The sequence below is a fragment of the Spirosoma litoris genome, assembly GCF_054776755.1.
This window is the reverse complement of the sequence record NZ_BAAHBI010000042.1, coordinates 111075-136798: the sequence shown is the minus strand read 5'-3', so window position 1 is coordinate 136798 and position 25724 is coordinate 111075. Positions and strand designations below refer to the sequence as shown.

The window sequence follows — 25724 nt, the reverse complement described above, 5'->3', positions numbered from 1 at the left end:
GTTCAGGATAATAGCCAGGCTTTTACTCCCTTGTGATCCCTGCGTCTCGGTGGTTAAACAATATACTATCAGGTATTTTTGTTAACCTTCTTCTTTTTCCATAGTTATACTAGAGTAACTAAATTCTCAACGTATTATGGAAACGCAGCAACGATTGCAGGGTAAGAAAGTGGCGATTCTGCTAACCGATGGATTTGAACAGGTCGAAATGACCGAACCTCGTGAAGCATTACAGGATGCCGGTGCTACAACGCACCTGATTGCACCAAAAGGGGGCGAGGTAAAAGGGTGGGACGAAACCGATTGGGGTGATACCTTTCCTGTTGATTTACCCGTCGCCGGAGCTGACCCCAACCAGTATGATGCCTTGCTTCTGCCCGGTGGTGTCATGAATCCTGATAAACTACGGACAGATCCGAAGGCGGTGCAGTTTGTGCGTCATTTCTTTGAAGCCCATAAACCCGTAGCCGCCATTTGTCACGCGCCAATTATGCTCATCGAAGCGGGTGTGGTGAAGGGACGAAAACTTACGTCGTACCCATCGATTCAAACCGATCTGAAAAATGCCGGAGCGAACTGGGTTGATGAAGAAGTGGTGACCGATCAGGGCTTAGTAACCAGTCGTAGACCTGACGATATTCCGGCCTTTAATCGGAAGATGATTGAGGAAATTCGCGAAGGTGAACACGCTCGGCAGCATGCATAGCTAAATTGATTCTGTAGATTCTATGGGTCCTTACTTTAGTATTAAAAGGACCCATAGAATCTACAGAATCAATTCATTACTCGCTTTTCAAACTTTTTACGGGATTTAGCGACCCGGCTTTAATGGCTTGGTAACTAACTGTCAATAACGTAATAACCATCGCCGTCACAAGAACTATCAGGAATACCCCAGCCCCGATGTTTATTTTGTAGGTATAACTTTCCAGCCACTGATTCATAGCATACCAGGCAATGGGCGAAGCGACCAGACAGGAGATCAGGACGAGCTGAATAAAGTCTTTGGATAGTAATCCCCAGACGCTGGTAACACTGGCTCCCAATACCTTACGGATACCAATCTCTTTGGTGCGTTGCTCGGCCATAAACGAGGCCAGACCGAATAGACCCAGGCACGAGATAAAAATAGCCAGGAGCGAAACAATGGCCGACAGATTACCAACGAGTTCTTCGTAATAGAATTTCTTGGCGTATTCAGTATCCGAAAAGTTATAATCGAAGGGATAGGCCGGATTGTATTTATCAAAAATGGGCTTGATTTTCTGGATAGCCACCGAAGGCGACATGTTCGGATTGATGCGCATGTCGATAAAATTGACCCAATCCTTTGCGAAAATAATCGTCATTGGTGCTACAGAACGGTAAGGAGACCATTCCAAAACAATATCGGGAATGACCCCAATGACCGTCCAGGTTCTTCCCGCCCATTTTACAAGTTCGCCCACCGGATGTTTTAAACCCATGCGTTTAACAGCTGCTTCATTTAAAATGACACCCGACGAATCGGTGGTAAAGTCCCGCGAAAAATCACGTCCTTGTTTGAGTTTGATTCCCATCGTTTTCGTGTAGTCGTAACTTGTAGCGATGGTCGTGAAAATGACTGATTTATCTTCGAGCGTTGATCCTTTCCAATCCCAGCCGCTGTTGCTGCTCCACCATTGCGTTGGTGGTGAATTCGTTTTACACATAGAGGCTACTGCTCCCGTAGCCAATAACTCGGCCCGAAGCGCTTCAAAATGGTCGAGTAAGTCTTTCGAAGAATTGACAGAAATGAGGCCCTGTTTGGTAAAACCAAGCGGGCGGTTTTTGCCGTGTTGGATCTGCTGATAAATAATGATGGTACCAATCATCAGCACAACCGAAAAGGTAAACTGCACAACCACCAGAATTTTACGAGGCAACGAAGCACGTTGACCAACGTGAATCCCTCCTTTCAGAATCCTGACTGGGTTGAATGACGACAAATAGAGCGCTGGATAACTGCCTGCCAGTAAGCCGGTAAATAAGGTAAAGACTAGTGTAATAGCCCAAAAAATAGGATTGCCGAATTCAATGGACATTGTTTTGTTGGTCAGCGTATTGAAGTAGGGCAACGAAATCAGGACAATACCCAATGCTATTACCAGGGCCAGGAGCGCAATCAGGATAGACTCACTCAAAAACTGCCCGATTAACTGCTCTCTACCTGAACCAACTGCTTTTCGAACGCCCACTTCTTTGGCTCGTTTTTCGGAACGGGCCGTGCTCAGGTTCATGAAATTGATGCAGGCAATCACCAGAATAAATAAGCCGAAGACGCCGAAAAGCCGAACATATTTAATGAAGCCGCCTGTGTTTTTTCCTTCTTCAAAGTCCGAATAAAGCCGCCATTTGGCCATCGGATGCAGGAAGATCTCGGGTTTGACCAGGCTCTTTGCATTAGGGTCCGTGTTTTGATGAGCCAGCACCACATCTTTTATTTTGGCGTTGGTTTGGGCTGGATCAATACCCTCTTTGAGTTGGGCGAAAACACCCCAGTCGTTATTTCGCCAATCCGTTTTTGCTTTGTTTCTTACCCAATCATACCTGGCCTCCTGCAATTGCCAGGGCAGTAAATAATCAAATTGAAGCGTGGCATTCGTGGGTTGTTTGGCGATTACGGCAGTTACTTTTAAATCGACCGAATTATCGATTTTTACAATCTTGCCAATCGGGTCCTGATTCCCAAAAAGAGTATGGGCGGTTTCATCCGTCAGCACAATTGAATAAGGCTCCTTCAATGGTTTTTTATCGCCATTGAGGATGTTCAGCGAAAACATATCGATGGCATCTTCGCCAATGTAAATCCCGTGTTTGAGGAATTTCTGATTGCCAACGATTAGCGAACGCTTATTATCTGAACGCTCATACATCGCTACAGCCTTAAAGTCGGGGTATTTTGCCCTTAATTCATCGCCGAGCGGAAATGGTATAGCGTCCTGCGTGCCCCGGTGCCCATCGAAGGTTTGATTCATTTTGACCTGATACAAGGTCTCGTAATTTTTGTGGTGCTTGTTGGCCGATGCTTCATCATCGATCCAGATGCCAATCAGCATCGCCACCGCCATGCCTACAGCCAATCCACCAATGTTGATGGCCGAATACGATTTGTTTTTGAACAGATTGCGAAAAGCAATTTTTAAATAATTTCGGATCATGGCAAGTTGAAAAAATGAGGGGTTAGAAACATCATTATATCGGCTGTAACGGGGTTTGAAGGCCGTCATGGATTCTTGTCGCCAGAGTCGGGGATGCAGCAACAACAGAAAATCCCACACATATAGGAGCCGGGCTTTGGCATAGCCATAACGCCGAGCTCGTTTATAAAATAGCTCATCCAGATCGCCCGCGAGTTCTTCGTACAGATGCGGGGCCGTAATGCACGCCATTAGGCGTTGCACCCAGCGGGGTGGGTTTTGTGGCATAGTACGAGGGTTTATTGTAACGCGGGTGGTCCATCGCAACGGCAGAGCATCCGAGTTACAACATTATTCGCTTTTTAGACTCTTCACAGGGTTTAATAAAGCGGCTTTGATGGCCTGATAGCTAACCGTTAATAAGGTAATTGCCAGGGCCATAATAAGGACTATCAAAAACACACCAAACTGAATATCAATTTTGTAGGTGTAATCTTTGAGCCACTGACTCATGGCATACCAGGCAATGGGGGAGGCCACTAAACAGGAAATAATGACGAGCTGGACAAAGTCTTTCGAGAGTAATCGCCAGACATTGGCAACACTGGCTCCGAGTACTTTACGAATACCAATTTCCTTAGTGCGCTGCTCAGCCATAAACGAGGCTAGCCCAAATAAACCCAGACACGAGATAAAGACCGCTAGCAGCGAAACAATGGCCGACAGGTTACCAATAAGTTCTTCATAGCTGAATTTCTTAGCGTATTCGGTATCCGAAAATTTATAATCGAACGGAAAGCCTGGATTGTACTTATCGAAAATCGGAGCGATTTTTTTGATAGCTTCCGAAGATGCTACAGTTGGATTTATACGTACACAAACAAAACTTACCCAATCCTTCTCAAAAACAATCGTCAGCGGTGAGATGGCCCGATAAGGCGATTCCATCATGATATCGGGGATAATGCCAACTACCTTTCGATCTTTCCCATTCCATTTGAGTATTTCACCTACCGGATGCTTTAAACCCATGCGTTTAACGGCGGCTTCATTTAAAATGACGCCGGAAGAATCGGTCGTGAAATCCCGCGAAAAATCCCGACCTTCCTTGAGCTTAATACCAATGGTTTTGATGTAATCGAAATTGGTGGCAATCGTACTGAAAACGACAGATTTGTCTTCGGGCGTTGAGCCTTTCCATTCCCAGCCATTGTTGTTGCTCCAGATTTGTGTTGGCGGTGAATTGGATTTGCAAATAGACGTTACCGCTCCCGTAGCCAGCAATTCATTACGAAGTGCGTCAAAATGCTCAATTAAGTCTTTGGAGGAATTCACCGAAATAAGGCCGCTATTGTTAAAGCCAATTGGTCGGTTTTTGCCGTGTTGGATCTGCTGATAAATAATGATGGTACCAATCATCAGCACAATGGAAAAGGTGAATTGAACAACCACCAGGATTTTTCGGGGTAAGGAAGCACTCTTCCCGACATGGATACCCCCTTTCAAGATCTTGACGGGATTGAACGACGACAAATAAAGCGCCGGATAACTGCCTGCCAGCAGACCCGTGAAGAGGGTGAAAATTAGTACAATGCCCCAGAAAACAGGATTCCCGAATTCGATAGCCATCGTTTTTTCGGTGAGGGTATTGAAGTAAGGCAGCGAAATTAATACGATCGCCAGCGCCAACACCAATGCCATAGAGGCAATCAAAATCGACTCACTCAAAAACTGCCCAATCAACTGCTCCCGACCCGACCCAACGGCTTTCCGAACACCCACTTCTTTGGCTCGTTTTTCGGAACGGGCCGTGCTGAGATTCATGAAGTTAATGCAGGCAATCACCAGAATAAACAGGCCGAAGACGCCAAACAGTCGAACATATTTAATGAAGCCTCCCGTATTTTTTCCTTCTTCAAAGTCCGAATAAAGCCGCCATTTGGTCATCGGATGAATGAAGACTTCGGGCTTGATGAGCTTTACCGTGTTAGCATCATTTGATAAATGAGACAAGACCACATTTTTTATTTTGGCATTGGTTTGCTCGGGACTGATGCCGTCTTTGAGTTGGACGTACGTTGCCCAGGAGTTATTACCCCAGTTTGTTTTATGGAATTTGGCGATCCAGTCATACATTTTTTCCTGTAGGTGCCAGGGCAGCAAATAATCAAACTGGAGCGTGGCATTTTTGGGTTGCTTGGCCACTACGGCTGTTACTTTCAAGTCGACGGTATTGTCGAGTTTAAGCATTTTGCCAATCGGGTCCTGATTTCCAAACAGAGCATGAGCCGTTTCATCTGTCAACACAATTGAATAGGGCTCTTTTAAGGGCTGCTTATCTCCATTGAGAATGTTCAGCGAAAACATGTCAATAGCATCTTCCCCAATAAAATGGCCATCTTTTAAAAACTTCTGATTGCCAACAACCAGCGAGCGATTGCTCCCCCAATCGCACATGGCTACGGCTTTAAAATCAGGGTATTTAGCCTTCAATTCGTCGCCCATTGGAAACGGTAGCGCATCCTGCGTCCCCCGATGACCATCGAAGGTCTGGTGCATTTTGACCTGATAAAGGGTCTCGTAATTTTTGTGGTGTTTATTGGCCGATACCTCATCTGTTATCCAGATACCAATGAGCATTGCCACCGCCATACCTACGGCCAATCCACCAATATTGATAGCCGAATACGACTTGTTTTTGAGTAGATTACGAAAGGCGATTTTTAAATAATTACGGATCATAGTAGGGTGAAAAAAAAAGGTTTTAGAAATGTCATTATATCGGGTGTGTCGAGGTTTGAAATAGGGGGTAGGCTCTTGTCGCCAGAGTCGGGGATGTAGCAACAACAGGAAATCCCACACATACAGGAGCCGGGCTTTGGCATAACCGTAACGCCGAACTCGTTTATGAAACAGCTCATCCAGATCGCCCGCTAGTTCTTCGTATAGATGCGGGGCTGTGATGCGCTCCATCAGGTATTGCGCCCAGCGGGGAGGACGAGGAATTTCTTCACGCTTTGGGGTTGACTGTTCTTCGTTCATAAAACACCCCCTCCAAAAGCGGCTTTAGAAATGCCCGCCCACAACTCATCGCGGACTTTACGAGCTTCCTGCAAAATCTGCTCGCCCGCTGTGGTGACGGTAAAGAGCCGTTTGCGCCGACCTCCCCGCTCGGCTGTTGACTCCCCGAAACGGGATTGTACGAGTCCTTTTTCTTCCAGCCGCTGCATGGTTCGATGAACGGCCCCTAAACTCATTGGCCGCTCTAATCGCTGAGCGAGTTCTTCCACTACGGCCACGCTGTAGGCGTCATCGTAAAGCAGCGCAATAGTTAGCAGAACCAATTCTTCAAATTCACCCAGTTGTGTGCCTTTCATAACTATGGGATGGCGTAATTTCTGGCATAGACTTATATGCTCCACATTTGTATAGCAAATAAATTGCCAACTCCCTAAAAGGCCATTCTGAGCGTATTAATAGGCTTTTTGACTAAAATAGAGCAGAAAGGCTTGTCCATTAACGGACATATTCTGTACGATACAGGACAGCTTCCAAAGCTGGAAACTTGCCTGTGCGCAATTCGTTACAGTCAATAGGTTGACTAATGAACACTAGAAGATAATGTGAGTTATATGGTTTTTTATCATCCCGACGAAAGGAGGGATTTCAAGGTCTCTTGGCTCTCTAACAGGGATGCTTTAAGATCCCTCCTTTCGTTGGGATGACAAAAAAGTCTAGGCTTTACAGGAATGCTAAGAGTCGAAAAGTAGGCCATATTGTTTTACTGCCTGGAAATATTATCCATTTTTCGTCCCATTTTTAGCTCAATTCATCCCATTTTTTCATTCGATTTATAGTTGCCGAGTATACTTGCAGTAGGTTAATCAACTGGATCATGATCGGAAGCTATATCAAAACGGCACGACGCAACTTACTGCGCAACAAGCTGTTCTCGTTCATTAATATTGTTGGCCTTGCCATCAGTATGTCCGTCGGGTTACTACTCATCGCGTTCGTACTCGACCTGCGTTCATACGATAAATTCCATAAGAATGGGGAGCGTATTTATCGCATCACTAGCGTACTGACCGAAAATCGGGAACAGAACCAATCGCGGTCCGGCAACAAGTATGCTACCACATCTTTAAAGACCGGCAAGCTTATTCGGGAGAAAGTCACGGGCGTTGAGCAGGTGGCAATTCTACGTAACGACTTTTCGCAGGACGCAACGGTTGGCGATAACATTCTCCCGATCAAAGGCTTTTGGGCTGAGCCTTCTGTATTCAGGGTCTTTACCTTGCCGATGTTGGAAGGCAATCCCGAAACGGCGTTGAAAGATCCTTACTCAATTGTTCTGACGGAGAGCGCAGCGAAAAAGCTATTCGGTAACCAATCGGCGCTGGGTAAGGCAGTCCGGTTCGATACGCTTGATTACCAGGTGACTGGCGTCATGAAAGACGTTCCTTTCTTTTCGCACATCAACTTCGAAGCGTTAGTCTCGCTGTCGACGGCTGAGCAACTCAACCGGAACAACCACAACTTCGAAAAATGGAGTAACATGTCGTCGAACTCAGTGTACCTCCTGCTACCAGAAAACGCCGACTTAGCGTCAATCCAAACACAGCTCGATGCCATTGCCGAGCAGGAAAACCACGCCGAAGAAAACACGAAAATCCAGCTCGAACTGCTGCCGTTACACAAGATTGTGGTTGGCGAGAACCTCCATCGCTCCGAGGGAGGGCCTGGCTCCGTGGGTCCTCACATGCCGCCAATTGTGCTGTGGATACTGGGCGGGCTGGCACTCGTGGTGATTCTGTCGGCCTGTTTCAACTATACCAATCTGTCGATGGCCCGCGCCATACGACGCTTTAAGGAAGTGGGTATTCGTAAGGCGATCGGCGCCGGGAAGAGTCAGGTGTGGCAACAGTTTCTGGCAGAGGCCATCCTGATTTCTCTGGTAGCCCTGCTACTTTCATTCGTGCTATTTCTGGTACTACGGCCACAACTGATAAACCTGGCCCCCGAGATGCAGCGTACGGTGAAGCTTGAGCTTACGCCCACTATGGTCATCACCTTCATCCTATTTTCAGTTACCGTAGGGGGTATTGCTGGTTTTATGCCTGCCCTATTCTTTTCGAAAGTCAGTGCGATCAATGCGCTTAGGAACGTATCCTCTGTGAAAGTATTCAAACACCTAACACTTCGGGCCGCGTTCGGTCGGTGGGCTCTGGTAGTGGTCCAATACACGCTCACACTGATCTTTATCACAACAACTGCCATTGGCTATGTTCAATATAAAAACATACTGGCCTTCGACTTGGGATTCAATACCGCGAACATCTTGAATATCAATATGCAGGGTAACAAGCCCGACGCATTTATGAAGGAATTGAGCGAGATGCCCGAAGTAACGTTTCTATCCCGCTCGTTAATTGTGACCAGTGTTGGAAACGCCTGGGGTGGCTATATGAAATATGCTGATTCGCGCGACTCTGTTTTGGTGATGACCAACCACGTCGACGAGAACTACCTGCCGTTGCATGGGTACAAGCTTATTGCCGGGGGAAATTTCAGGGCACGACCCACGACAACCGCAGCCGCCCGAGAAGTGATCGTTAACCAGCAAATACTAAAACGATTTAACATTGCGAACAACGATCCCGAGAAAGCTATCGGGCAGGAGATCACCTTCAGCAACTTTCATGGAACACGCAAGATGACCATTATTGGGGTCATGAAAGACTTTCACTATGGCAAAGTCGACAACCTCATTGGGCCGGTAGCGTTCATGTTCTGGACGCCCGAAGACCGAGCCATTATCAATGCCAAAATACAAAGCAAAGACATGCTGACCACCCGAGCCAAGATCGAGTTGGTCTGGAAGAAACTAGATCGTGTGCATCCATTTCAGGCTGAATTTTATGACGAAGCCATCGAAGAAGCTTACAGTGAGTTTTCGACAATGATCAAGATCATTGGCTTTCTGGCCTTCCTCGCTATTTCAATCGCATCGATGGGCTTGTTCGGCATGGTGGCGTTCACGACCGAAACCCGGCTGAAAGAGATCAGTATTCGTAAAGTGATGGGTGCAAGTTCTGGTAGCCTTATTTACTTATTGAGCCGTGGTTTTCTCGCGCAGCTGTCCATATCGGCATTGATCGCGCTACCTGTAACGTACTTTTTCTTCGAAAACGTGGTACTTACCCGTTTCCCGTATCACACACCCGTGCATGTCGTCGAGCTACTAGCTGGCTTGTTGGTCGTCTTGTCGATCGCGTTCCTACTAATTGGCTCACAGACGATGAAGGCGGCAAAGAGTAATCCAGTAGACGTTTTGAAAAGCGAGTAAGGGTTGCGGATTTCCTAGATGACGTGGATGATGGTGTAAAACTGGACTGGAGGCTATACCGCTGTAAGCTTTGAACAGTGAACCTGTTTAAACTTTTCCTTTTATAGGAAATGCTAGATTGTTTTTGTCATTTCGACGTCAGGAGAAATCTCAAGGTCCCTTAGAAGTCAAGTTTAAGATTTCTCCTGACGTCGAAATGACAAAAAACTATTCACTTACTCGCGCTATCCAAACGTTGCAGATCATCGGCATCCAGCACCAATTGGGTTGCCTCAAATAAGCCTTTCAATTGCGTACTGGATGTCGCGCTGGCAACGGGTGCCAGAACCTGATCCTGCGCCAACAACCAGGCTAAAGCAACCGTGCCGGGTTGCGAGTTGTGTTTACCCGCAACCTGATCAAGCGCGTTTAATACGCCAAGACCTTTTTCGTTCAGATACTTTGCGGCTCCACCTCCGCGCACACTTTTTCCTAAATCAGCCTCCGATCGGTATTTGCCCGTCAAAAAGCCAGCGGCTAATGCCCAATAAGGCATCACCGACAAATTATATTGTTTGGCAATAGGAGCTAAGATTTCTTCGTACGATTGTCGTTCCAGAAGATTATAGTGTGGTTGAAGCGCCTGGTATCGCGGAAGTCCTGATTGTTCAGCTAGTTGCAATGATTCAATCAACCGGGGGGCCTTCACATTGGAAGCCGCTATATAGCGAACCTTACCCGCCTGAATCAACTCAGCGTAGGCCCCCAGGGTTTCTGCCACCGGTGTTACTTCGTCATCGATATGGGTGTAATACAGATCCACATAATCCGTCTGCAATCGACGTAATGAATCCTGAATAGCAGACTGGATATAGGGAGCATTGATACCCTTTCGACCGTCTCCGAAATCCCAGCCAACCTTGGTGGCGAGCACGATCTTATCTCGATTTTTCCGAAGCTGCATCCATTTGCCCAAAATAGTTTCCGACTCGCCACCCTGATTACCGGGTTTCCAGGCGGAATAGACATCGGCGGTATCGATAAAATTGAAACCATTCGCTACAAACTCATCCAGAATCGCGAATGATTCCTTTTCGTCCAACGTCCAGCCGAACACATTCCCGCCCAAATTCAAAGGGGCTACCAACAGGTCTGAATTACCAATTCGTTTTTTCATAACTACGCTATACGTTTCATTTTTACGCTTGTAATCAGGCAAGCGTAGTTCAGGCTGCTTAGTTCATTTACAAACTAGTGCTTTATCATAGTGGATTCTCGGGTTCGCCCGTGCGGTTGATTCTATCAGATTCTATTGATGATATTCTACTGGTAATCAATACCTAAACTGTCAATTAGAATCATAGGAATCTCTAGAATCTAAATTGAAAGAGTACTAACAGGAACAGCCCCTTCGATGAGCATTCGGAGGGTTGTTTTTTCGTAGACAGCCAGATTCGCGTCGCGTACACGGACCATAATGGGCCGGATTTCACACGTTTCCTCGTCGTCGCAGTCATCGCAACGAACGTAGAAGTTGAGTGAGACACAGGGTGTTGGCGCAATTGGGCCATCAATGACTCGAATTACCTGAGCCAGATTGATTCGTTCGGGCTCAATTCTCAAGCTGTAGCCACCACCTTTCCCTTTCTGACTTTGTAGCATGCCATGATTCCGTAATTCGAGCAGGATGCTTTCCAGGAATTTTTTTGGGATGTTTTCCTGAGCCGAGATAGCGGCAATCAATACAGGCCCATTCCCAAATTCCTGGGCTAGCACTTTCAGCGCCTTGATGGCGTACTTCGCTTTTTTTGAAATCATTTTTGTGGGTAGTTAATGAATTGTGTCCCTTGATGTAAAGGAAAATGTAAATTTTATGGCTAATAACGACTGCCCTCACTAGGCAGCAACGTATACTGGTATATCTCGATAGGGTATTAGGTAATAGTCTGTTTTTCAGATTTTTGCATCATTTCTTGTGAAAAGAAAAATTGATAACCACCTTTGTCTATAAATATAGGGGATTTATAAAAAGTTTCCAATTGTCGAATTAAAAATCGAAAAGCAGGTGATCTCTTTAGAAAGTAGGCCAGCCAACACCATGAACTGGCACCAGATAAGCTACCGAGTCGCTGGGTTCGACCGACTGAATTTTGTTAACGACGTTACCAACGCCATCCCGCAGGACGATGCCTGCCAAATTGCCCGACTGGATTTTGAGGCTGATGGCGTACAAGCCCGCGGCTGGCTTATTATCCGGGTACGGCACCAGCAATGGCTTACGACCATACACGACCGATTACGATCGGTTCGGGGCATGGTAAGCGTGCAGGCTGACCCAATTCATTCGGTATAACCACACTGATTTAAGGATAAATTGTTGATTTACTGCTCACTGAAATCTCGACTCAACACAGTGAATGGTTGGTTTCGGTATCTTTGGCGCAGTGCCGCAAATCGACAAGGATAAATAGGGGTAAACTTGATGGAGAAGCGTGATTACGATGCAGTCGTTGTAGGTTCTGGGCCAAATGGTTTGAGTGCAGCCATTGTGCTGGCGCGGGCTGGTTTATCCGTAATTGTCCTCGAAGCCAGACCAACAATTGGCGGAGGCACGCGCTCTGCTGAACTGACGCTTCCTGGTTTTGTGCATGACATTGGCTCAGCGATTCATCCATTGGCGGCTGGTTCGCCTTTATTCCATAGTTTACCCTTAGCCGAACATGGTCTGGAGTTTATTTATCCACCTGTTGCAGCCGCTCATCCTTTCGATGCGGGTAATGCAGCCACCTTGGTTGGCTCGGTAGCCGAAACCGCCCAAACCCTCGGGGTTGACGAACGGGCCTATCATAAACTGTTCGATTCTGTTGTGCGGCACTGGCCTACGATGGCTGCCGATGTGCTGGGGCCGCTACGTTTTCCTAAACACCCGCTCGACCTGGCTCAGTTTGGCCTGGATGCCCTGCTTCCATCAACTGTCGTCGCGAATCGATTTCAAACAACAGAAGCAAGAGGATTGTGGGCAGGCATGGCCGCTCATTCGATTCAGCCACTGACAAATCTGACTACGGCAGCCATTGCGCTGGTGCTGATGACGGCGGGGCACCTTCACGGTTGGCCCATGCCCAAAGGTGGTGCCCAGTCAATTGCCCATGCGCTGGCTTCGTATTTTAAATCACTAGGGGGGAGCATTGAGGTTGATCGGCCTGTTCGTTCCCTGAATGATCTGCCTAAATCCCGAGTTGTGCTCTTCGACCTTACACCGAAGCAACTTTTGTCGATTGTCGGGGATCGATTTTCAAGTGGCCTGACGAACCAGATTTACCGAAAACAGCTCGAACATTACCGCTACGGGCCGGGTATCTTCAAAATAGATTGGGCATTGGATGGGCCCATTCCGTTTACGGCTTCCGAATGCCATCGGGCCGGAACGATTCATCTGGGCGGTACGCTCGAAGAAATTGTTGATGCTGAGCAACGTACTTATAACGGCCAGCATCCCGATCGGCCTTTTGTGCTGCTGGCTCAACAAAGCCTGTTCGATCCGACCCGTGCTCCGGCGGGCAAGCACACCGCCTGGGCGTATTGCCACGTGCCCAACGGCTCAACACTTGATCGTACCGACGTTATTGAAAAGCAGGTTGAGCGGTTCGCACCGGGTTTTCGCGACCGAATTCTGGCTCGTCATACCATGAACACGGCGCAAATAGAAGCCTGGAATCCGAATTATGTTGGGGGCGACATCAACGGGGGAATCATCGATATTGGCCAATTGTATACCCGCCCAACTATTGCGCTGTCGCCTTACCAAACGTCGGAACCCGGTATGTTTATCTGCTCATCAGCCACTCCTCCAGGTGGTGGCGTTCATGGCATGTGTGGGTATCATGCGGCCCGCGTTGCGTTGCGAGAAGGCTTTGGGAAATCCGTGCCTATTGAATTAGCTAGGGGGTGATTCTAAGTGAATAGTTAAATTAGCGTTCTGTCTTTCTTTCCTTCGAAGTGGTTGCTCATTCCGAAAGCAATCCTTATTGTTGTATAAACTCTAAAAACGGCTAATAAATAGTACTAATGCTTCGAATTTCATTGGGTCTGGTGTATGCCTTGCTGGCGCTGATTGGTTTTGTTGATAAATTAGGAACTACGGAACCGCTACAAGCGCGGCAGTTCAGTGTACCGATGGAAGGCCCTGCCGATATTCGACTTACTAATTTCGCGGGTCCCGACCTGACCCCAAGCCCTGCCTGCCTGGCGGTTGCTCCAACCGGCGAGGTTTTCGTGGGTGTTGATATGATTGGATCGCTGGGAAAAGAACCTGGTAAAGGCTACATTATCAAGCTCGTTGACAAGGATAACGACGGCAAGGTAGATCAACATACCAAATTTGCTATGGTCGATAATCCTCGCGGTATTATTGCCCTTCGTGATCAAGTTTTTGTGCTGCACACGACGTTCTCGAAAGAAACCGGCAAAGCCAGCAATATGGATCTGGTTGTCTTTGAGGATGCCAATCAGGATGGTGTTACCGATGGGCCATCCAAGCCGCTTATTCAGAACCTGAGCAATCCGAACTTCCTACAGAGCCGGGGAACCGACCACGCAACGAATGGCATTCGTATGGGCATTGATGGCTGGATTTACATTGCCGTTGGTGATTTTGGTTTCCACGATGCCGTTGATCGCAGTGGTAAAAAACTGACAATGCTCGGTGGTGGGATTGTTCGGGTGCGGCCCGATGGCACCGAAATGGAGATTTTCTCGCACGGTATGCGCAATATTTACGACATCGCCATCGATCCGTACATGAATATTTTCACGCGGGATAACACCAACGATGGGGGCGGCTGGAACATTCGGTTTAGCCATCAGATTCAATCGGGTGAATACGGCTATCCCGTTTTGTTCAAGCACTTTACCGACGAAATTATTCCGGCGCTGGTCGATGTAGGTGGCGGTTCGGGTACGGGGTCGTTGTTTATGGACGATGCCAGTTGGCCAGACAAGTACAACCATGTGCCCATGATGGCCGACTGGGGACGAAGCCAACTGTACATTCACCGGGTTACGCCCGATGGGCCAAGCTACACCCAAAAGGAAGAGGAGTTTATTAAGTTGCCTCAGATTACGGATGTCGACATCGATGCGTCAGGCCGTATGTACCTGGCCGCCTGGGATGGCGCGGGCTATTCGGGTAGCCCATCCAAAGGATATGTTATGCGAGCCGTTCCGGCCGACTGGACATATAAAGCGTTTCCTTCGCTTAAAAAGGCGTCGGTAAAAGAGTTGACCAACTACCTGAAATCGGGGAGTGCCGCAGCCCGACAGTATGCTCAGCAGGAATTGCTGGCTCGCCCTGCCGATAAAATTACGAAAGCCGTCTGGAAACTAGCTGCCGACAAAAGCGTTCCGCTATATGCCCGAATCGCTGCGATGTACACCTATGCACAGGCTGCGGGCGAAGCAGGAATTGCTAATCTGGTTAAACTAACCGAAGAACCTGAGTTTAGAGAATACGCCTTACGTGCGCTCAGTGACCGAATGCCATACATCAAATCAGTTCCGGTTGAACCATTCATGCAGGCGCTGAAAGACCCATCAGATCGTGTTCGGCTAGCAGCTATGATTGGTTTGGGTCGGTTGGGTAAGGTAGAAGCGGCACCTGCGCTGCTACAAGTTGCCGTTCCGGCTTCGTTTGTTGAACCCGCTAAAGGAACAGAAGGTCCACATGCTACACCCAATGCAGCTCTTGTACCTGCCCATATTGCCGTTCGAACCTTGGTGAAATTGAACGCTGTAGATGCTTGTTTGAGCGCCATCGGAACGGGTAATTCGACCCTCGCGCTCTGGGCATTGCGTTACATGCACGATCCGAAAGCAGTAGACGGCTTGATTGCCGTCTATCAGCGTGCTACTGATGCAATTTTGAAAAAACAGATATTGGTTACGTTGGCACGTCTGTACAAAAAAGAAGCTGATTACGACGGCTCGTGGTGGTGGGGCACGCGTCCTGATACGCACGGGCCTTATTATAAAGGCGTTACCTGGGAATCATCGACGGCTATCGAAAAACTATTGAAATCAGAATGGGCGAAAGCCGATGCCAATGGAAAGCCATTTTTCATTGATCTGAATAGTCGCCTTCGGATGGACATTCCTGAATTTGGGGTCGAAGAAGTGGTTGCGACCAAAGAAGAACCCAAAGTTGATCTGGAGAAAATCAGAAACCAGAAAGGTCAGATTGGTAAATCGTCTATCGAGGACATCATGCTGGCAATGGCCAAAATTCCCGGCGATCCCGTGAAAGGAAAAGCACTATTTACCCAACAGGGTTGTATTGCCTGCCATAGCCTCACGAAAGGCGAAACCATGAAAGGTCCGTTTATGGGACAGATTGGGTCGATCATGAACCGTGAGCAGATTGCCGAGTCGATTCTGAAACCTAATGCCTCTATCTCGCAGGGTTTTGCCACGGTGTTCATTACAGCTAAAGGGAATAAGAGCTACACCGGTTTTATTACCGAAGAGTCGGCAAACAGAATCGTTCTGCGGACAATTACAGGAGAGGTATTCACGATCAAAGCCAGCGACATTCTGACGCGTAAAGAGATGGAAACATCCATGATGCCAGATGGGCTGGCCAATGCGCTGTCGTACGAAGAGTTTGCCTCGCTGATTACGTTCCTGTCGCAGCAGAAGAAGTAGAATAGGGGAGAGCAGTGGTGTCAGCTACTAATAGCTGACACCACGCCAATGGTAGTCACGGTGATCATCAGGGAATGTGTTGGTTTTCGTTACTTTTATATTGATAGTGTTCAGTCGAAAATACTGAACGAGAAGCGGAAGGTCTGGGTCCATATTCCCGATAGTGGACCTGATGGTTTGTATAGCAAAAAGCGCTATCCGGTTGTTTACCTGTTAGAAGGTTTCAAAAATAGGTTTACTATCTCGCCACTTGAATTATCGGCAAATAAACCTGAAAGGTGGAGCCTTCGCCGGGCTGGCTGGTGGCCGTAATCGCACCACCGTGATTGATCGCCACTTTTTGGCAAATGGCCAGCCCGACACCCGTGCCCACAAACTCATTCTTGCCGTGTAATCGCTGGAAAACCTGGAAAATGCGGTCCAGGTATTTTTCGTCAAAACCAATCCCGTTATCACGAACCTCAATTCGGTGATAGATTGACGATTGGCGTGCTGGCTTAACGGTGTCGGGTAAATCGGTAGCGGAAATTTCCTGCGATTGGATGTGAATTTGGGGAGGTACGCCCTGTTTATGAAACTTAAGGGCATTGCTCAATAAGTTTTGAAACAACTGGCCAAGCTGCGACGCTTCTCCTTCAATAATCGGGAGCGTGCGTATATGAATTTGTGCCTGCGTTTCCTCGATCGGTAAAGATAAATTCTCCAGACAGCTGTTAATCAGGGCTGTAAGTGCCACTGGAGTTGGCGCTTCACGACGGGTAGATAAACGGGAGAAACTCAACAAATCTTTGATCAGAACCGACATCCGGTTGGCCGCAGACTGCATCCGACTCAGATACGTTCGTGAATCACCTGATAGTTCATTGTTTCGAGTCTGGAGCAGATCGCCGAATTGCTGGATTTTGCGTAGGGGCTCCTGTAAATCATGACTGGCAATGTAGGCAAACTGACTTAAATCCTCATTGCTCCGGTTCAGTTCACGCACTGTTGATTCTAATTCTCGTTGCGATTGTTCCAGTTTTTCTTTTGCCTGAGCTAGTTCTTCGTTTTGTTGAAGTGTCTGTGTAACAAGTGTCTGTGCGTGGATGTTCACCACAAAGCCCGTCCAGGCGGCTACTTTTTCAACGTCGCTTTTTACGGGTTGCGCGGTGAACAGATGCCACAAATAGGTTTGCGTGGCTGCGTCGCGCAATCGACACTCATACTGAAACGGCAAATAGTTGGCGGCTTGTTTATTCCACAATGCCCAGAAACCCTCGTAATCGCTGGGATGGATGATTTTTGCCCATTTGGTCTGATTAATGGCCTGGAGGGTGTGACCGGTAAGTTCTGTGAGCCAGGAATTGGCATACAGCAACTGCCCCGCCTGATTCGCCGTAAAAATGAGTAATGGCAACGAGTTGGTTACCCGTTGGTAATGCTGCTCACTGGCTTGTAATCGCAAAGCAAGCTCCTGTAGCTGCTCGTTTTTTCGTTTGATTTCATCATAAGCCGAAAGAGAGTGATTGACATCGAATTGGGCCCGCCAATAATCGATCTGCTCAGGACTCGGTTTTCGGGAAGTGGGTAGACTATAGTACAGGATGATTTTCCCCCCTTTGCCCGTGTTGGTGATCTCCATTTTCTCGACTAGCCGTTGCGCATAAAGCAACCCCTGATTGAGTGGATTTGCCACGGGAAGATTCTTGTCTTCGATAACCGCCACTAGGAACTGTTTGCCCCGAAGCCGATCGGTGCTGAGCGACAATAGCGGGCCGGTGCCCTGCTCAATGGCATAACGGGCTACTTCTGATACAGCCGTAGCAAAGGTAGTTTGGGAGGCTAAGGACAAACCAACCAATTCGGCCAGTTTCATGGCCCGTTTATGAGCCAGAATCAGGTCCATCTCGTTGTCGAGCGAAATCTTAATTAGTTCCTCCATGATCTCCGTGAGCACGCCCAACAACTAAGGATGTATCGTCCGTTTGTCGGGAATAATCTTTGTATAAAGCTGCGGCCAAAATAGTCAAATCATACCGATGAATTAGCGGATATTTGGTGTGATCCCAGCGCGATTGTAACCCATCTGAACACATAATGAGTAATTGCCCTCGCTCGAAAGGCAGCATGTGGTCGTTCATGGTATTCGGCAGATTCATCCCAATAATTCCGTTATAAGACAGGAAGTTTTTGGAAGACGTTGCACCACTAAGCCGGGTTGAAATATTACCCACACCACACCAGTTCCATTGCTGAGTTGCTACATCATAAACAATCACCGATCCCACTAAGCCGCGGGTTTTAGTAACCGAGCGGTGCATCGACCGTATAATATCGACCGGGCGATGATCCGGACATAGCCGAAATGAATTGATGGCAGTTTGTACGGCTAGGTTAGCTTCGGGGCCGTGACCTAAACCGTCTCCCAGAAATAGCTTGATGTGGCCCGGTGTCATTTTCAAATAACAACCATCGCCACACATAGTTTCGCCGGGTTTTGCAACTAGTAAGGAGCGGAACTCAAATCCAGACGATCGTTCGGCTTTAAGCGCAGCAGCTGGATTGAGAAATATCCGGGCTAACAGGATTGTGCCCCAGCCCTTTAATGAGTAAATCTGCGTCTGATCTGCCAACCGGTTGATTGTTCCCAGGCCGTGTCCCAGCGTGCTGGTTGTCGAAACGCCATCCTTTGCCATTTTGGCGGTATCGGCCATGCCGGGGCCGCTATCAATGCTAATCAGTTCAAGACCCGACTGGTTGGTTGACTGGATATGGCGTACGAGGATGTCGCCCCCTCCTGCATGTTTGATTAGATTCGTGGCCATTTCAGCCACAATCAGGTCAATTTCGCTAAGACGTTGGTACTGAAAACCAGCCTGTACCGCTAGCTGATTAATTCCTTTCTTGAGTAGCGCTACATAACTCCGATCGGGTGCCTGAAAGCGTACATGTACGGAGTTATCCATTTTTCCATTTTAAAATGGTAATTGTTGTTCCCTGACCAACGGTGCTTTTAATGTCAAATTCATTGACCAGGCGTTTGGTACCAGGTAAGCCTAAACCCAGGCTTTTACCAGTAGAAAATCCATCCTGCATAGCCAGATTAATATCGGCGATACCAGGGCCTTTATCTATAAATGTCAGGCGTACACCCGACTCGCGTCCTTTGCTTACGGCTTCGATCAAGACTTCTCCACCGTTGGCGTAGCGAAGCATGTTGCGTAATAACTCACTGGCTGCCGTAATGAGCTTCGTTTGGTTAACGAGGCCCATCCCGATCTTAACCGCCACCTCCTTAACCCGATTGCGGCAGGGAACAACGTCCTGCTCGCGGGTAATGGTCATACTGTCTTTATTCAGTATCGTCAGCGTCGTCGTCATCATCCGTCAGTTCGTCGTTTGGGCCAAGCTTTGTTTGTAACAGACTCATCCCCCGTTCTACGTCGAGTGCGGTATACACGCCACTGAGTGATAATCCTAACTCAATCAGAGTAATAGCTACAGCTGGCTGCATACCAACTACCACTGTTTCGGCATCCAGCACCCTGGTCATGCTGGCAATATTTCCCAAAATTCGACCCATGAATGAGTCTACAATGGATACAGCCGAGATATCGATCAATACACCACGAGCTCCTGTTTTGTGGACCATATTGATCAAATCGGTTTCCAGAGTCAACGCCAGCCGGTCATATAAATCAACTTGAATGGTGACTAGCAGAAAGGCACCCATTCGAAGGATAGGTATTTTTTCCATGGGCAGGGTGTTTTAACGTATAGACTTGTCCGTTCCCACTTGCTTAACGATCAGCTTATGCATACTAAACGCATGTTTAAGCGCACTGGCGAGGGAGGCTTTGGTGATGATATTGGACAAGTCGATGCCTAGATGAACAACTGTTTGGGCAATTTCGGGCCGAATGCCGCTAATGATGCAGTCGGCTCCCATCAAGCGGGTTGCGCTAACGGTCTTCATCAAATGCTGCGCTACCAGCGAATCAACGGCGGGTACACCCGAAATATCCAGGATGGCAATGCTACTGCCAGTATCAACAATTTTTTGCAGTAGACTTTCCATCACAACCTGCGTTCGGGCGCTATCCAACGTGCCAATGATGGGAAGTGCCAGAATGCCATCCCATATCTGAATCACTGGAGTCGATATATCGGTGATTTCTTCGGTTTGACGGAAAATGACTTCTTCCCGGCCTTTAATAAATGTCTCGAATGTAACAACGGAGAAACTGTCGAGGAGCTGGTTTATTTTTCGGACCTCTGTAAAAAGCTGCGTTGGGTCATCAGCTAATTTATCCTGTAGCAAATCCAGAATAGCCTCTTTCAGACCGAAGATATACAAGCCTGTTTCGCGGGGAGAAAAACCTTGTCGGGCGCGGGACAGTGAAATGGCCGATAAGATTTCAAATATCTCGTCGAAGTCTGTAGAATCGACTTGATTTATATTGGTTTCTGTAATGGTCTTGGCCAGGGCATTGACTAACTCCTCCGATTGCGCTCGCAATTCGTCGTTCGTCATCAGATCGTCCCGCAGGCTTTCACTGGCTAATTGCTTTTGAATCCAGCTATCCAGTAACTGGGCCTTGTTCTTTTTAAGTAATTCCGAAATTGTAGTAGCCATTAGTAGAGATGGAAGAGGGAGTGAGTGGCAAAAATAGATGACATATGATTAAATCAGAATTAAATAATATCAAGATCACTAATCAGGGCTTTTATTCGATCAGACAGGAACCAGTGAGGTAGTACCGTTAAATCGTGAGCTGATAATGTTACACTTTGTGCTCTTGTATTTCTTATTAAATTAACAGGAATCCTTGCAATGGTTTACATGAACGCAAGTTAAGAAATATGACGCTTTATGGGTAACATACATGTTTATAAATCCACTGGAAGTATAATTTTACTACTTCCCCAACCCAGCCAAATTAAGGAACGAACTCATCAGTTAATAGTTTCGTATCAGCGTTATTTAAGTTGACGTAAGGCAGTACATTAGAATGTTGTAGGTTGGACTGAATAGGGCTTACGCAAAATCAGAGTATGAGAATGGTGTTGGTTAGCAAGTTATTACTGTGTTTTTGTGCCTGCCAATGGATAGCCGGTAGCTATTGCTTCGGACAAGCCCCTGAAATGCGCTCGTCCGGTCGTGCTGTGTCTACTACTAAGCCCGCTGAATTGCCGCTGAGTATTTACATTCTGTACTTTGACCAAAGTAGTCCCAAACTACGACCCGGCGTTAAAGTCACACTGGATTCAATAGCCCAACAACTTGCTGAACAACCAGCCTGGCTCGCGACCGTAACAGGCTATACGGACAACGTAGGCAAGCGCGAGTTGAATCTGGTTTTAGCGGAGCATCGGGCTAAAACCGTAGCGGATTATTTGAAACAACGCGGTGTGCATCCCGATCAGATTATAGTCAAGTGGGAAGAGCCGGAGCCAAAAGCATCCGCTAAGAATCTGGAGGATACAAAAACAATAAGCAGGCGAGTAGCTGTCCAGCTTTCGCCGAGGTGATTTTTGTTGATGATAAAAGAGGGTTGATAGTTCGGCGTAGTTTTAAACTGTGCTCAACACTATTTCGCTCACCGCGTCATAAATTCCCAGGTTGTGTTGGTATAATGAAACGAAGGGTCTTTAGGCGCTATCCAACTGCCGCTTAGCTTCCCTTTTTTGTCTTTTTTGACAGTAAGTTGCGCCCAACTGTACTTGCCTTTTTCGTAGTCGAAAGTGATGCCGTCGTCATCATACAAGTTCCAACTGGCTTCTGTAGTGCCGTAATGTCGGACTTGCAACGGAAGTTTTTCGGTTTCACCAGGCGTGTGCAACTGGAATGGGATCATCGGAATAATTCCCCCTTCTTTTACAAATACCGGAATAGCTAACGACGCTGGCTTAACGTCGATTACTTCGCCATTGCCTACTACTTTCCCGGTGTAAAAGTCGTACCAATTGCCCGCAGGCAGAACCACCTTTCGGCTTGTTTCGCCAGCAAACAAGGGGGCTACCAGCAAGAAATCACCCACCATAAACTGGTCTTTGATATCCTGTTTCACGGCCATCGCGTAGGGATTATCGGTAGAACTGAATTGGGCCGTTGTCGCCTTAGCATCAAAGGAAAAACCATCGACCAGATTCATGGCTCGAATTGGCGGCTTGCCTTCGAAATGATACTGGGCAAAGGTTGTGTAGAGATAGGGGAGTAACTGCATCCGTAGTTGCATCACCGCTTTTACCTCATCGGCCACATCGGCAAACGACCAGGGTTTGGTGCCATCGGCCCAGGCGTTGAGCATCGCCATCGGCGAAAAGCATACCGTCTGCATCCGGCGCAGCCATTCTTCCGAGGTTTTAGACGTTCGTGCTTCGGGTGTCCAGAGTACACCGGCAAAGCTACTGGTACACAAGGCTGTAATGAAATCGCGGTGGTCGTAGTAATCGTTGTAAATTACGTAGGGCATCGACGGAGAACCTGCATTTGAACCGCGCACCAGCCCGTAAGTTCGCTGGTTCTTTTCCCGAAACCAGCCGTCGGTCATTTTCTGGAATTGCAGCCCGTAAATCTGCCGCATCTGCTCGGCGCCGGTTCCGGAAGGGAACTTGGCAACGTCGGGCCAAAGCCAGTGATCGTACCCATCAACTTCATCTACTTTATAGCCCGACACGCCAATGGACAGGTGCTGTTTTGTGAATAAGCTCTTGTATAAATCGCGGGCAGGGGGCAGATTAAAATCCGGTACCCGCCCCACCCAAACCGTATGCGAACCCGTATACGGGAGCACGTCCTTAAAAATGGGTGAATGCAACGAAACGTAGGGATTGATCCAGAGATTAGACCGAATATTTTTTGTCGCCAATTGCTTCAGAAATTGATCGGGCTGCGGAAATCGCGTGCTGTCCCAGACGAAACTGTTTGGGTAGGAGTGGGATTGCCAGCCGGGTTCCAGCCCAACAAAACTTAACGGATACCCTTTGGCTTCAAACTCGGCTACTTCGTTTAGAATCTGTTTGTCGGTAAATAGCGTTGGCGTTCGATGGGTGAAACCAAGCCCCCATTTAGGCGGCAGCGTACCTCCTCCGCAATAAAGATTGTAGCGTTGCATGACTTCCATTGGCGTTCGTCCGGCAAATACATACACCTCCGTACCAGCCGCCGGAATCACCATCTCTACTGCATCTGAGTAGGGTTGCGCGCTCCAGTCTCGCTGGCTATTGCGGTTCATTTCGGGTGGTGTATGTTTGCCTTCGGCCAGTACGCCCGTACCCGCGTAAACCGTGATGTACCGGGCCGAATTGATGAGTACACCATACCCTAGGCTGGACACATAAAACGGAACAGGTGCATGAGTTCGACCGTTGTCTTTTCCATTGTAATGGTCTACATGCAGCGTTTTGATGGTGCCTCGTTGCTGAACGCTTTTAAAATTTAAGCCTAGCCCAAAGAGTTGTTCGCCCTGTTGGAGGGGAAATCGTAAAAAGGTTTTGTTGTCTGTTTTTTCGTGAAAGCTCTCACCGAGCTGCGTAGGAAATGAACGCTCGCCCAGCTTTTGTAAGCCATCCAGTCGGGGTTTTACATCGGCAACTGCCAGCGGTGTAATGCCATCCGAACTACCCACCACCGATTTCCACACACCGGGCGCTATCTGCTGCCACTGAAAAGCGGCCTGCTGCCCGAAGCTGCTGATGACTACAAACAGACTGCATACGAAAAATAGAACGGAACGACGCTTCATGGTTTAGGGAATGGAGATCAGTAAATAGAACACCAATTTTTATGGTCGCTATGATTGAAAAGGTTATCGGATTATCCGATAGCGGAAAACAGATTCAACAATTTTTTTATTGATACAACTATTGCCAATTTTCAAACGATCATTGTTCATCGTAAATGATCATAAACATCAGCGGCCCATTGCTCTACTGATTCGATTTAATCCTGAAAAGGAAGCTGTATATTTACAAGCCTTGTGCGTGTGTCAATGAATGTACTACTGGAAGCACGTAACAGGCTATCACACCAGACGTTAACTGCTTATTGGTCTATTGAACTGGATGGAAAAGAAAGGGGCAACTGCTCAGCTAACCACAGGTAAGGCGAAATTTATCGCGCTGAGTGAAAGCATTATTGAAAAAATAAAAACGGGGGAGTTATTGCCAGGAGATCAGATACCTTCTGAAAATGAGCTGATTAAAACCTTTAAAATAAGTAACACAACCGCACGAAAAACGCTTCTTGAAATTGAATCCAAAGGTTGGGCACGGCGCATAAAAGGCAAAGGAACCTACGTGCTCAATCGGACAGAAGACCATCATTTACTCCGCACGTTAGGCTCAATCTACGCTACCCGACGTGGTTTCCACGATAGCCTGATTGCCGAGGGGTTTACGCCCAAAAATATCGTTCTGGAAAAAACGATTTTGCAGGACGGGATTTCATCGGAGATCAACGGGCGGCATTTTATTATCGAAGGTCCTGCGCTGAAACTTCACCAACTCCGCTATGCCGATGAGCTGCTGATTAAAGATGAGGTCAAATACATTTCCCTGACGCTCTGCCCGAAGATTAATAAAATACCGACCGAGGTTTCGTATTTCAAAGTCTACGAAAACAACTATCATCTGAAAATCAACGAAGTTCAGCAGACGTTGGGCGTGAAAATTCTGGAGCCCAACACGACGAATTTTGACCTAAGTAAACCAACGCCGGTCTTCTTGCTGGATAGCGCCGTGATCTGTACCGGCGATAAGGTTGTTGAAATTGAGCAGTCGTATTACCACGGCGATAAGTATAAATTCGCCGTTATTGCCAACCCCGAATTCGATTATCGGCCCGCCAATCCGCTTAGTTCGTAAACCACTTCAGAATTTCGTCGGCAATGATCTCATGTCCTGCTTTGTTCGGGTGGTTCACGTGCGACATGTAGTTGGTCAATTCACCCCGTTTGGCAATCTGCTTAAACTTCGAATACGGATCAGCTATTCCGATGTGGTTTTGTTTAGCTAGTTGATGAATTTGCTGAGCGTGTGGCTCTAGTGGATTGGTTGCATCCAGAATATCCAGCCGCTGGTCGGGAGAGGGAGTTAGCAGAATTATCTTTATGTTCTTGGCCAGGGCCATCTGTATCATGCTCGCCCAGGCTTCTTTTACCTTGCCAATGTCCGAGAAACGGTCGTTGAGGGCGTAGTCGATAAACAGGACGTCGGGTTTGTGAACGAGCACATCCTGCTCAAAACGAGTTTGCCCTTTGATGGCATTCTCTCCGCCAATGGCCGTCACAATTACATTGATAACGGCATACGGATACTGCTTTTTCAGTTTTGCCAGCAGCAGATTTGGATACGATTCCAGGGTATGCACTTCATGATCGTGCCAATAACCCGCTGGTACTGAGTGTCCATGAAACACCAGATTGATCGTCCGGTTTTTCGGCCATTGGATAGTGAGTTCCTGTTTTATAGTGGATAAATAAGTTGTTGAATCAGCTTGCTGGGCCTGTGTGCTTAAGGATACTCCCAGAAATAAGAGGATAAGTATGGTCTTCATT

19 protein-coding genes are annotated in these 25724 nt (G+C 47.6%); 7 read left to right on the top strand and 12 right to left on the bottom strand.

The genetic code is table 11. From position 1 onward, the window contains the following. The first annotated feature begins 136 nt into the window (after positions 1-136). Complete coding sequence (locus tag ACYVGR_RS25580) at positions 137-706, top strand: type 1 glutamine amidotransferase domain-containing protein (RefSeq protein WP_460962128.1); 570 nt, start codon at positions 137-139, stop codon at positions 704-706. Between the two features lie 76 nt (positions 707-782). Here ACYVGR_RS25580 and ACYVGR_RS25575 read toward each other — a convergent pair whose 3' ends face one another. From ACYVGR_RS25575 to ACYVGR_RS25565, 3 genes are all read right to left on the bottom strand, one after another. Continuing rightward, positions 783-3446, bottom strand: coding sequence for an ABC transporter permease (locus ACYVGR_RS25575; protein WP_460962126.1), 2664 nt, complete (start codon positions 3444-3446; stop codon positions 783-785). Between the two features lie 63 nt (positions 3447-3509). Next, a complete protein-coding gene (locus ACYVGR_RS25570; RefSeq protein ID WP_460962124.1) occupies positions 3510-6200 on the bottom strand; it encodes an ABC transporter permease in 2691 nt (896 codons plus the stop codon). Further along, positions 6197-6535 carry a PadR family transcriptional regulator gene (locus ACYVGR_RS25565; protein ID WP_460962122.1) on the bottom strand — a complete coding sequence of 113 codons (339 nt, stop codon included), beginning with the start codon at positions 6533-6535 and terminating at the stop codon, positions 6197-6199. The genes ACYVGR_RS25570 and ACYVGR_RS25565 overlap by 4 nt, the downstream gene beginning before the upstream one ends. A 518-nt stretch (positions 6536-7053) precedes the next feature. Between ACYVGR_RS25565 and ACYVGR_RS25560 the strand changes: the two genes are divergently transcribed. Continuing rightward, a complete protein-coding gene (locus ACYVGR_RS25560; RefSeq protein WP_460962120.1) occupies positions 7054-9507 on the top strand; it encodes an ABC transporter permease in 2454 nt (817 codons plus the stop codon). 211 nt (positions 9508-9718) lie between these two features. Here the strand turns inward: ACYVGR_RS25560 and ACYVGR_RS25555 are convergent, their stop codons facing one another. Then, entirely contained in the window at positions 9719-10663 is a 945-nt protein-coding gene (locus tag ACYVGR_RS25555) for an aldo/keto reductase (protein WP_460962118.1), read from the bottom strand. A gap of 200 nt (positions 10664-10863) precedes the next feature. Beyond that, positions 10864-11304: an RrF2 family transcriptional regulator gene (locus ACYVGR_RS25550; RefSeq protein ID WP_460962116.1), complete on the bottom strand. Its 441-nt coding sequence runs from the start codon at positions 11302-11304 to the stop codon at positions 10864-10866. 280 nt (positions 11305-11584) lie between these two features. Between ACYVGR_RS25550 and ACYVGR_RS25545 the strand changes: the two genes are divergently transcribed. The 3 genes from ACYVGR_RS25545 (at position 11585) to ACYVGR_RS25535 (ending at position 16185) form a co-directional block, all read left to right on the top strand. Beyond that, positions 11585-11839 (top strand): hypothetical protein, encoded by a 255-nt coding sequence (locus ACYVGR_RS25545; RefSeq protein ID WP_460962113.1) that lies wholly within the window; start codon positions 11585-11587, stop codon positions 11837-11839. Positions 11840-11968: 129 nt separating this feature from the next. Further along, positions 11969-13438 carry a phytoene desaturase family protein gene (locus ACYVGR_RS25540; RefSeq protein ID WP_460962111.1) on the top strand — a complete coding sequence of 490 codons (1470 nt, stop codon included), beginning with the start codon at positions 11969-11971 and terminating at the stop codon, positions 13436-13438. 116 nt (positions 13439-13554) lie between these two features. Further along, the gene (locus tag ACYVGR_RS25535; protein ID WP_460962109.1) at positions 13555-16185 is read left to right on the top strand and encodes a DUF7133 domain-containing protein; all 2631 of its coding nucleotides are present in this window, start codon (positions 13555-13557) and stop codon (positions 16183-16185) included. 238 nt (positions 16186-16423) lie between these two features. Here ACYVGR_RS25535 and ACYVGR_RS25530 read toward each other — a convergent pair whose 3' ends face one another. From ACYVGR_RS25530 to ACYVGR_RS25510, 5 genes are read right to left on the bottom strand one after another with little or no spacing between them, the layout of a single operon-like run. Beyond that, positions 16424-18106, bottom strand: coding sequence for a sensor histidine kinase (locus ACYVGR_RS25530; protein ID WP_460962107.1), 1683 nt, complete (start codon positions 18104-18106; stop codon positions 16424-16426). Then, the gene (locus ACYVGR_RS25525) at positions 18090-19130 is read right to left on the bottom strand and encodes an ATP-binding SpoIIE family protein phosphatase (protein WP_460962104.1); all 1041 of its coding nucleotides are present in this window, start codon (positions 19128-19130) and stop codon (positions 18090-18092) included. Before ACYVGR_RS25525 ends, ACYVGR_RS25530 begins: the two co-directional genes overlap by 17 nt. Next, the gene (locus tag ACYVGR_RS25520) at positions 19123-19548 is read right to left on the bottom strand and encodes an anti-sigma regulatory factor (protein WP_460962102.1); all 426 of its coding nucleotides are present in this window, start codon (positions 19546-19548) and stop codon (positions 19123-19125) included. The genes ACYVGR_RS25525 and ACYVGR_RS25520 overlap by 8 nt, the downstream gene beginning before the upstream one ends. Continuing rightward, positions 19517-19921, bottom strand: coding sequence for an STAS domain-containing protein (locus ACYVGR_RS25515; protein WP_182460876.1), 405 nt, complete (start codon positions 19919-19921; stop codon positions 19517-19519). Before ACYVGR_RS25515 ends, ACYVGR_RS25520 begins: the two co-directional genes overlap by 32 nt. A 12-nt stretch (positions 19922-19933) precedes the next feature. Then, the gene (locus tag ACYVGR_RS25510; protein WP_460962100.1) at positions 19934-20800 is read right to left on the bottom strand and encodes an STAS domain-containing protein; all 867 of its coding nucleotides are present in this window, start codon (positions 20798-20800) and stop codon (positions 19934-19936) included. Positions 20801-21330: 530 nt separating this feature from the next. Here ACYVGR_RS25510 and ACYVGR_RS25505 point away from each other — a divergent pair. Then, positions 21331-21696 carry an OmpA family protein gene (locus tag ACYVGR_RS25505; RefSeq protein ID WP_460962098.1) on the top strand — a complete coding sequence of 122 codons (366 nt, stop codon included), beginning with the start codon at positions 21331-21333 and terminating at the stop codon, positions 21694-21696. Between the two features lie 68 nt (positions 21697-21764). On the opposite strand, the gene ACYVGR_RS25500 is transcribed toward ACYVGR_RS25505, so the two are convergent. Continuing rightward, positions 21765-23912 (bottom strand): TIM-barrel domain-containing protein, encoded by a 2148-nt coding sequence (locus ACYVGR_RS25500; RefSeq protein ID WP_460962096.1) that lies wholly within the window; start codon positions 23910-23912, stop codon positions 21765-21767. A gap of 319 nt (positions 23913-24231) precedes the next feature. On the opposite strand from ACYVGR_RS25500, the gene ACYVGR_RS25495 reads away from it, so the two are divergent. Beyond that, on the top strand, positions 24232-25032 hold the full coding sequence (locus tag ACYVGR_RS25495; protein WP_460962094.1) for a GntR family transcriptional regulator: 801 nt from the start codon (positions 24232-24234) through the stop codon (positions 25030-25032). Here ACYVGR_RS25495 and ACYVGR_RS25490 read toward each other — a convergent pair. Further along, complete coding sequence (locus ACYVGR_RS25490) at positions 25022-25723, bottom strand: SGNH/GDSL hydrolase family protein (RefSeq protein ID WP_460962092.1); 702 nt, start codon at positions 25721-25723, stop codon at positions 25022-25024. The two genes, ACYVGR_RS25495 and ACYVGR_RS25490, sit on opposite strands and share 11 nt — an antisense overlap. Position 25724 lies beyond the last annotated feature (1 nt).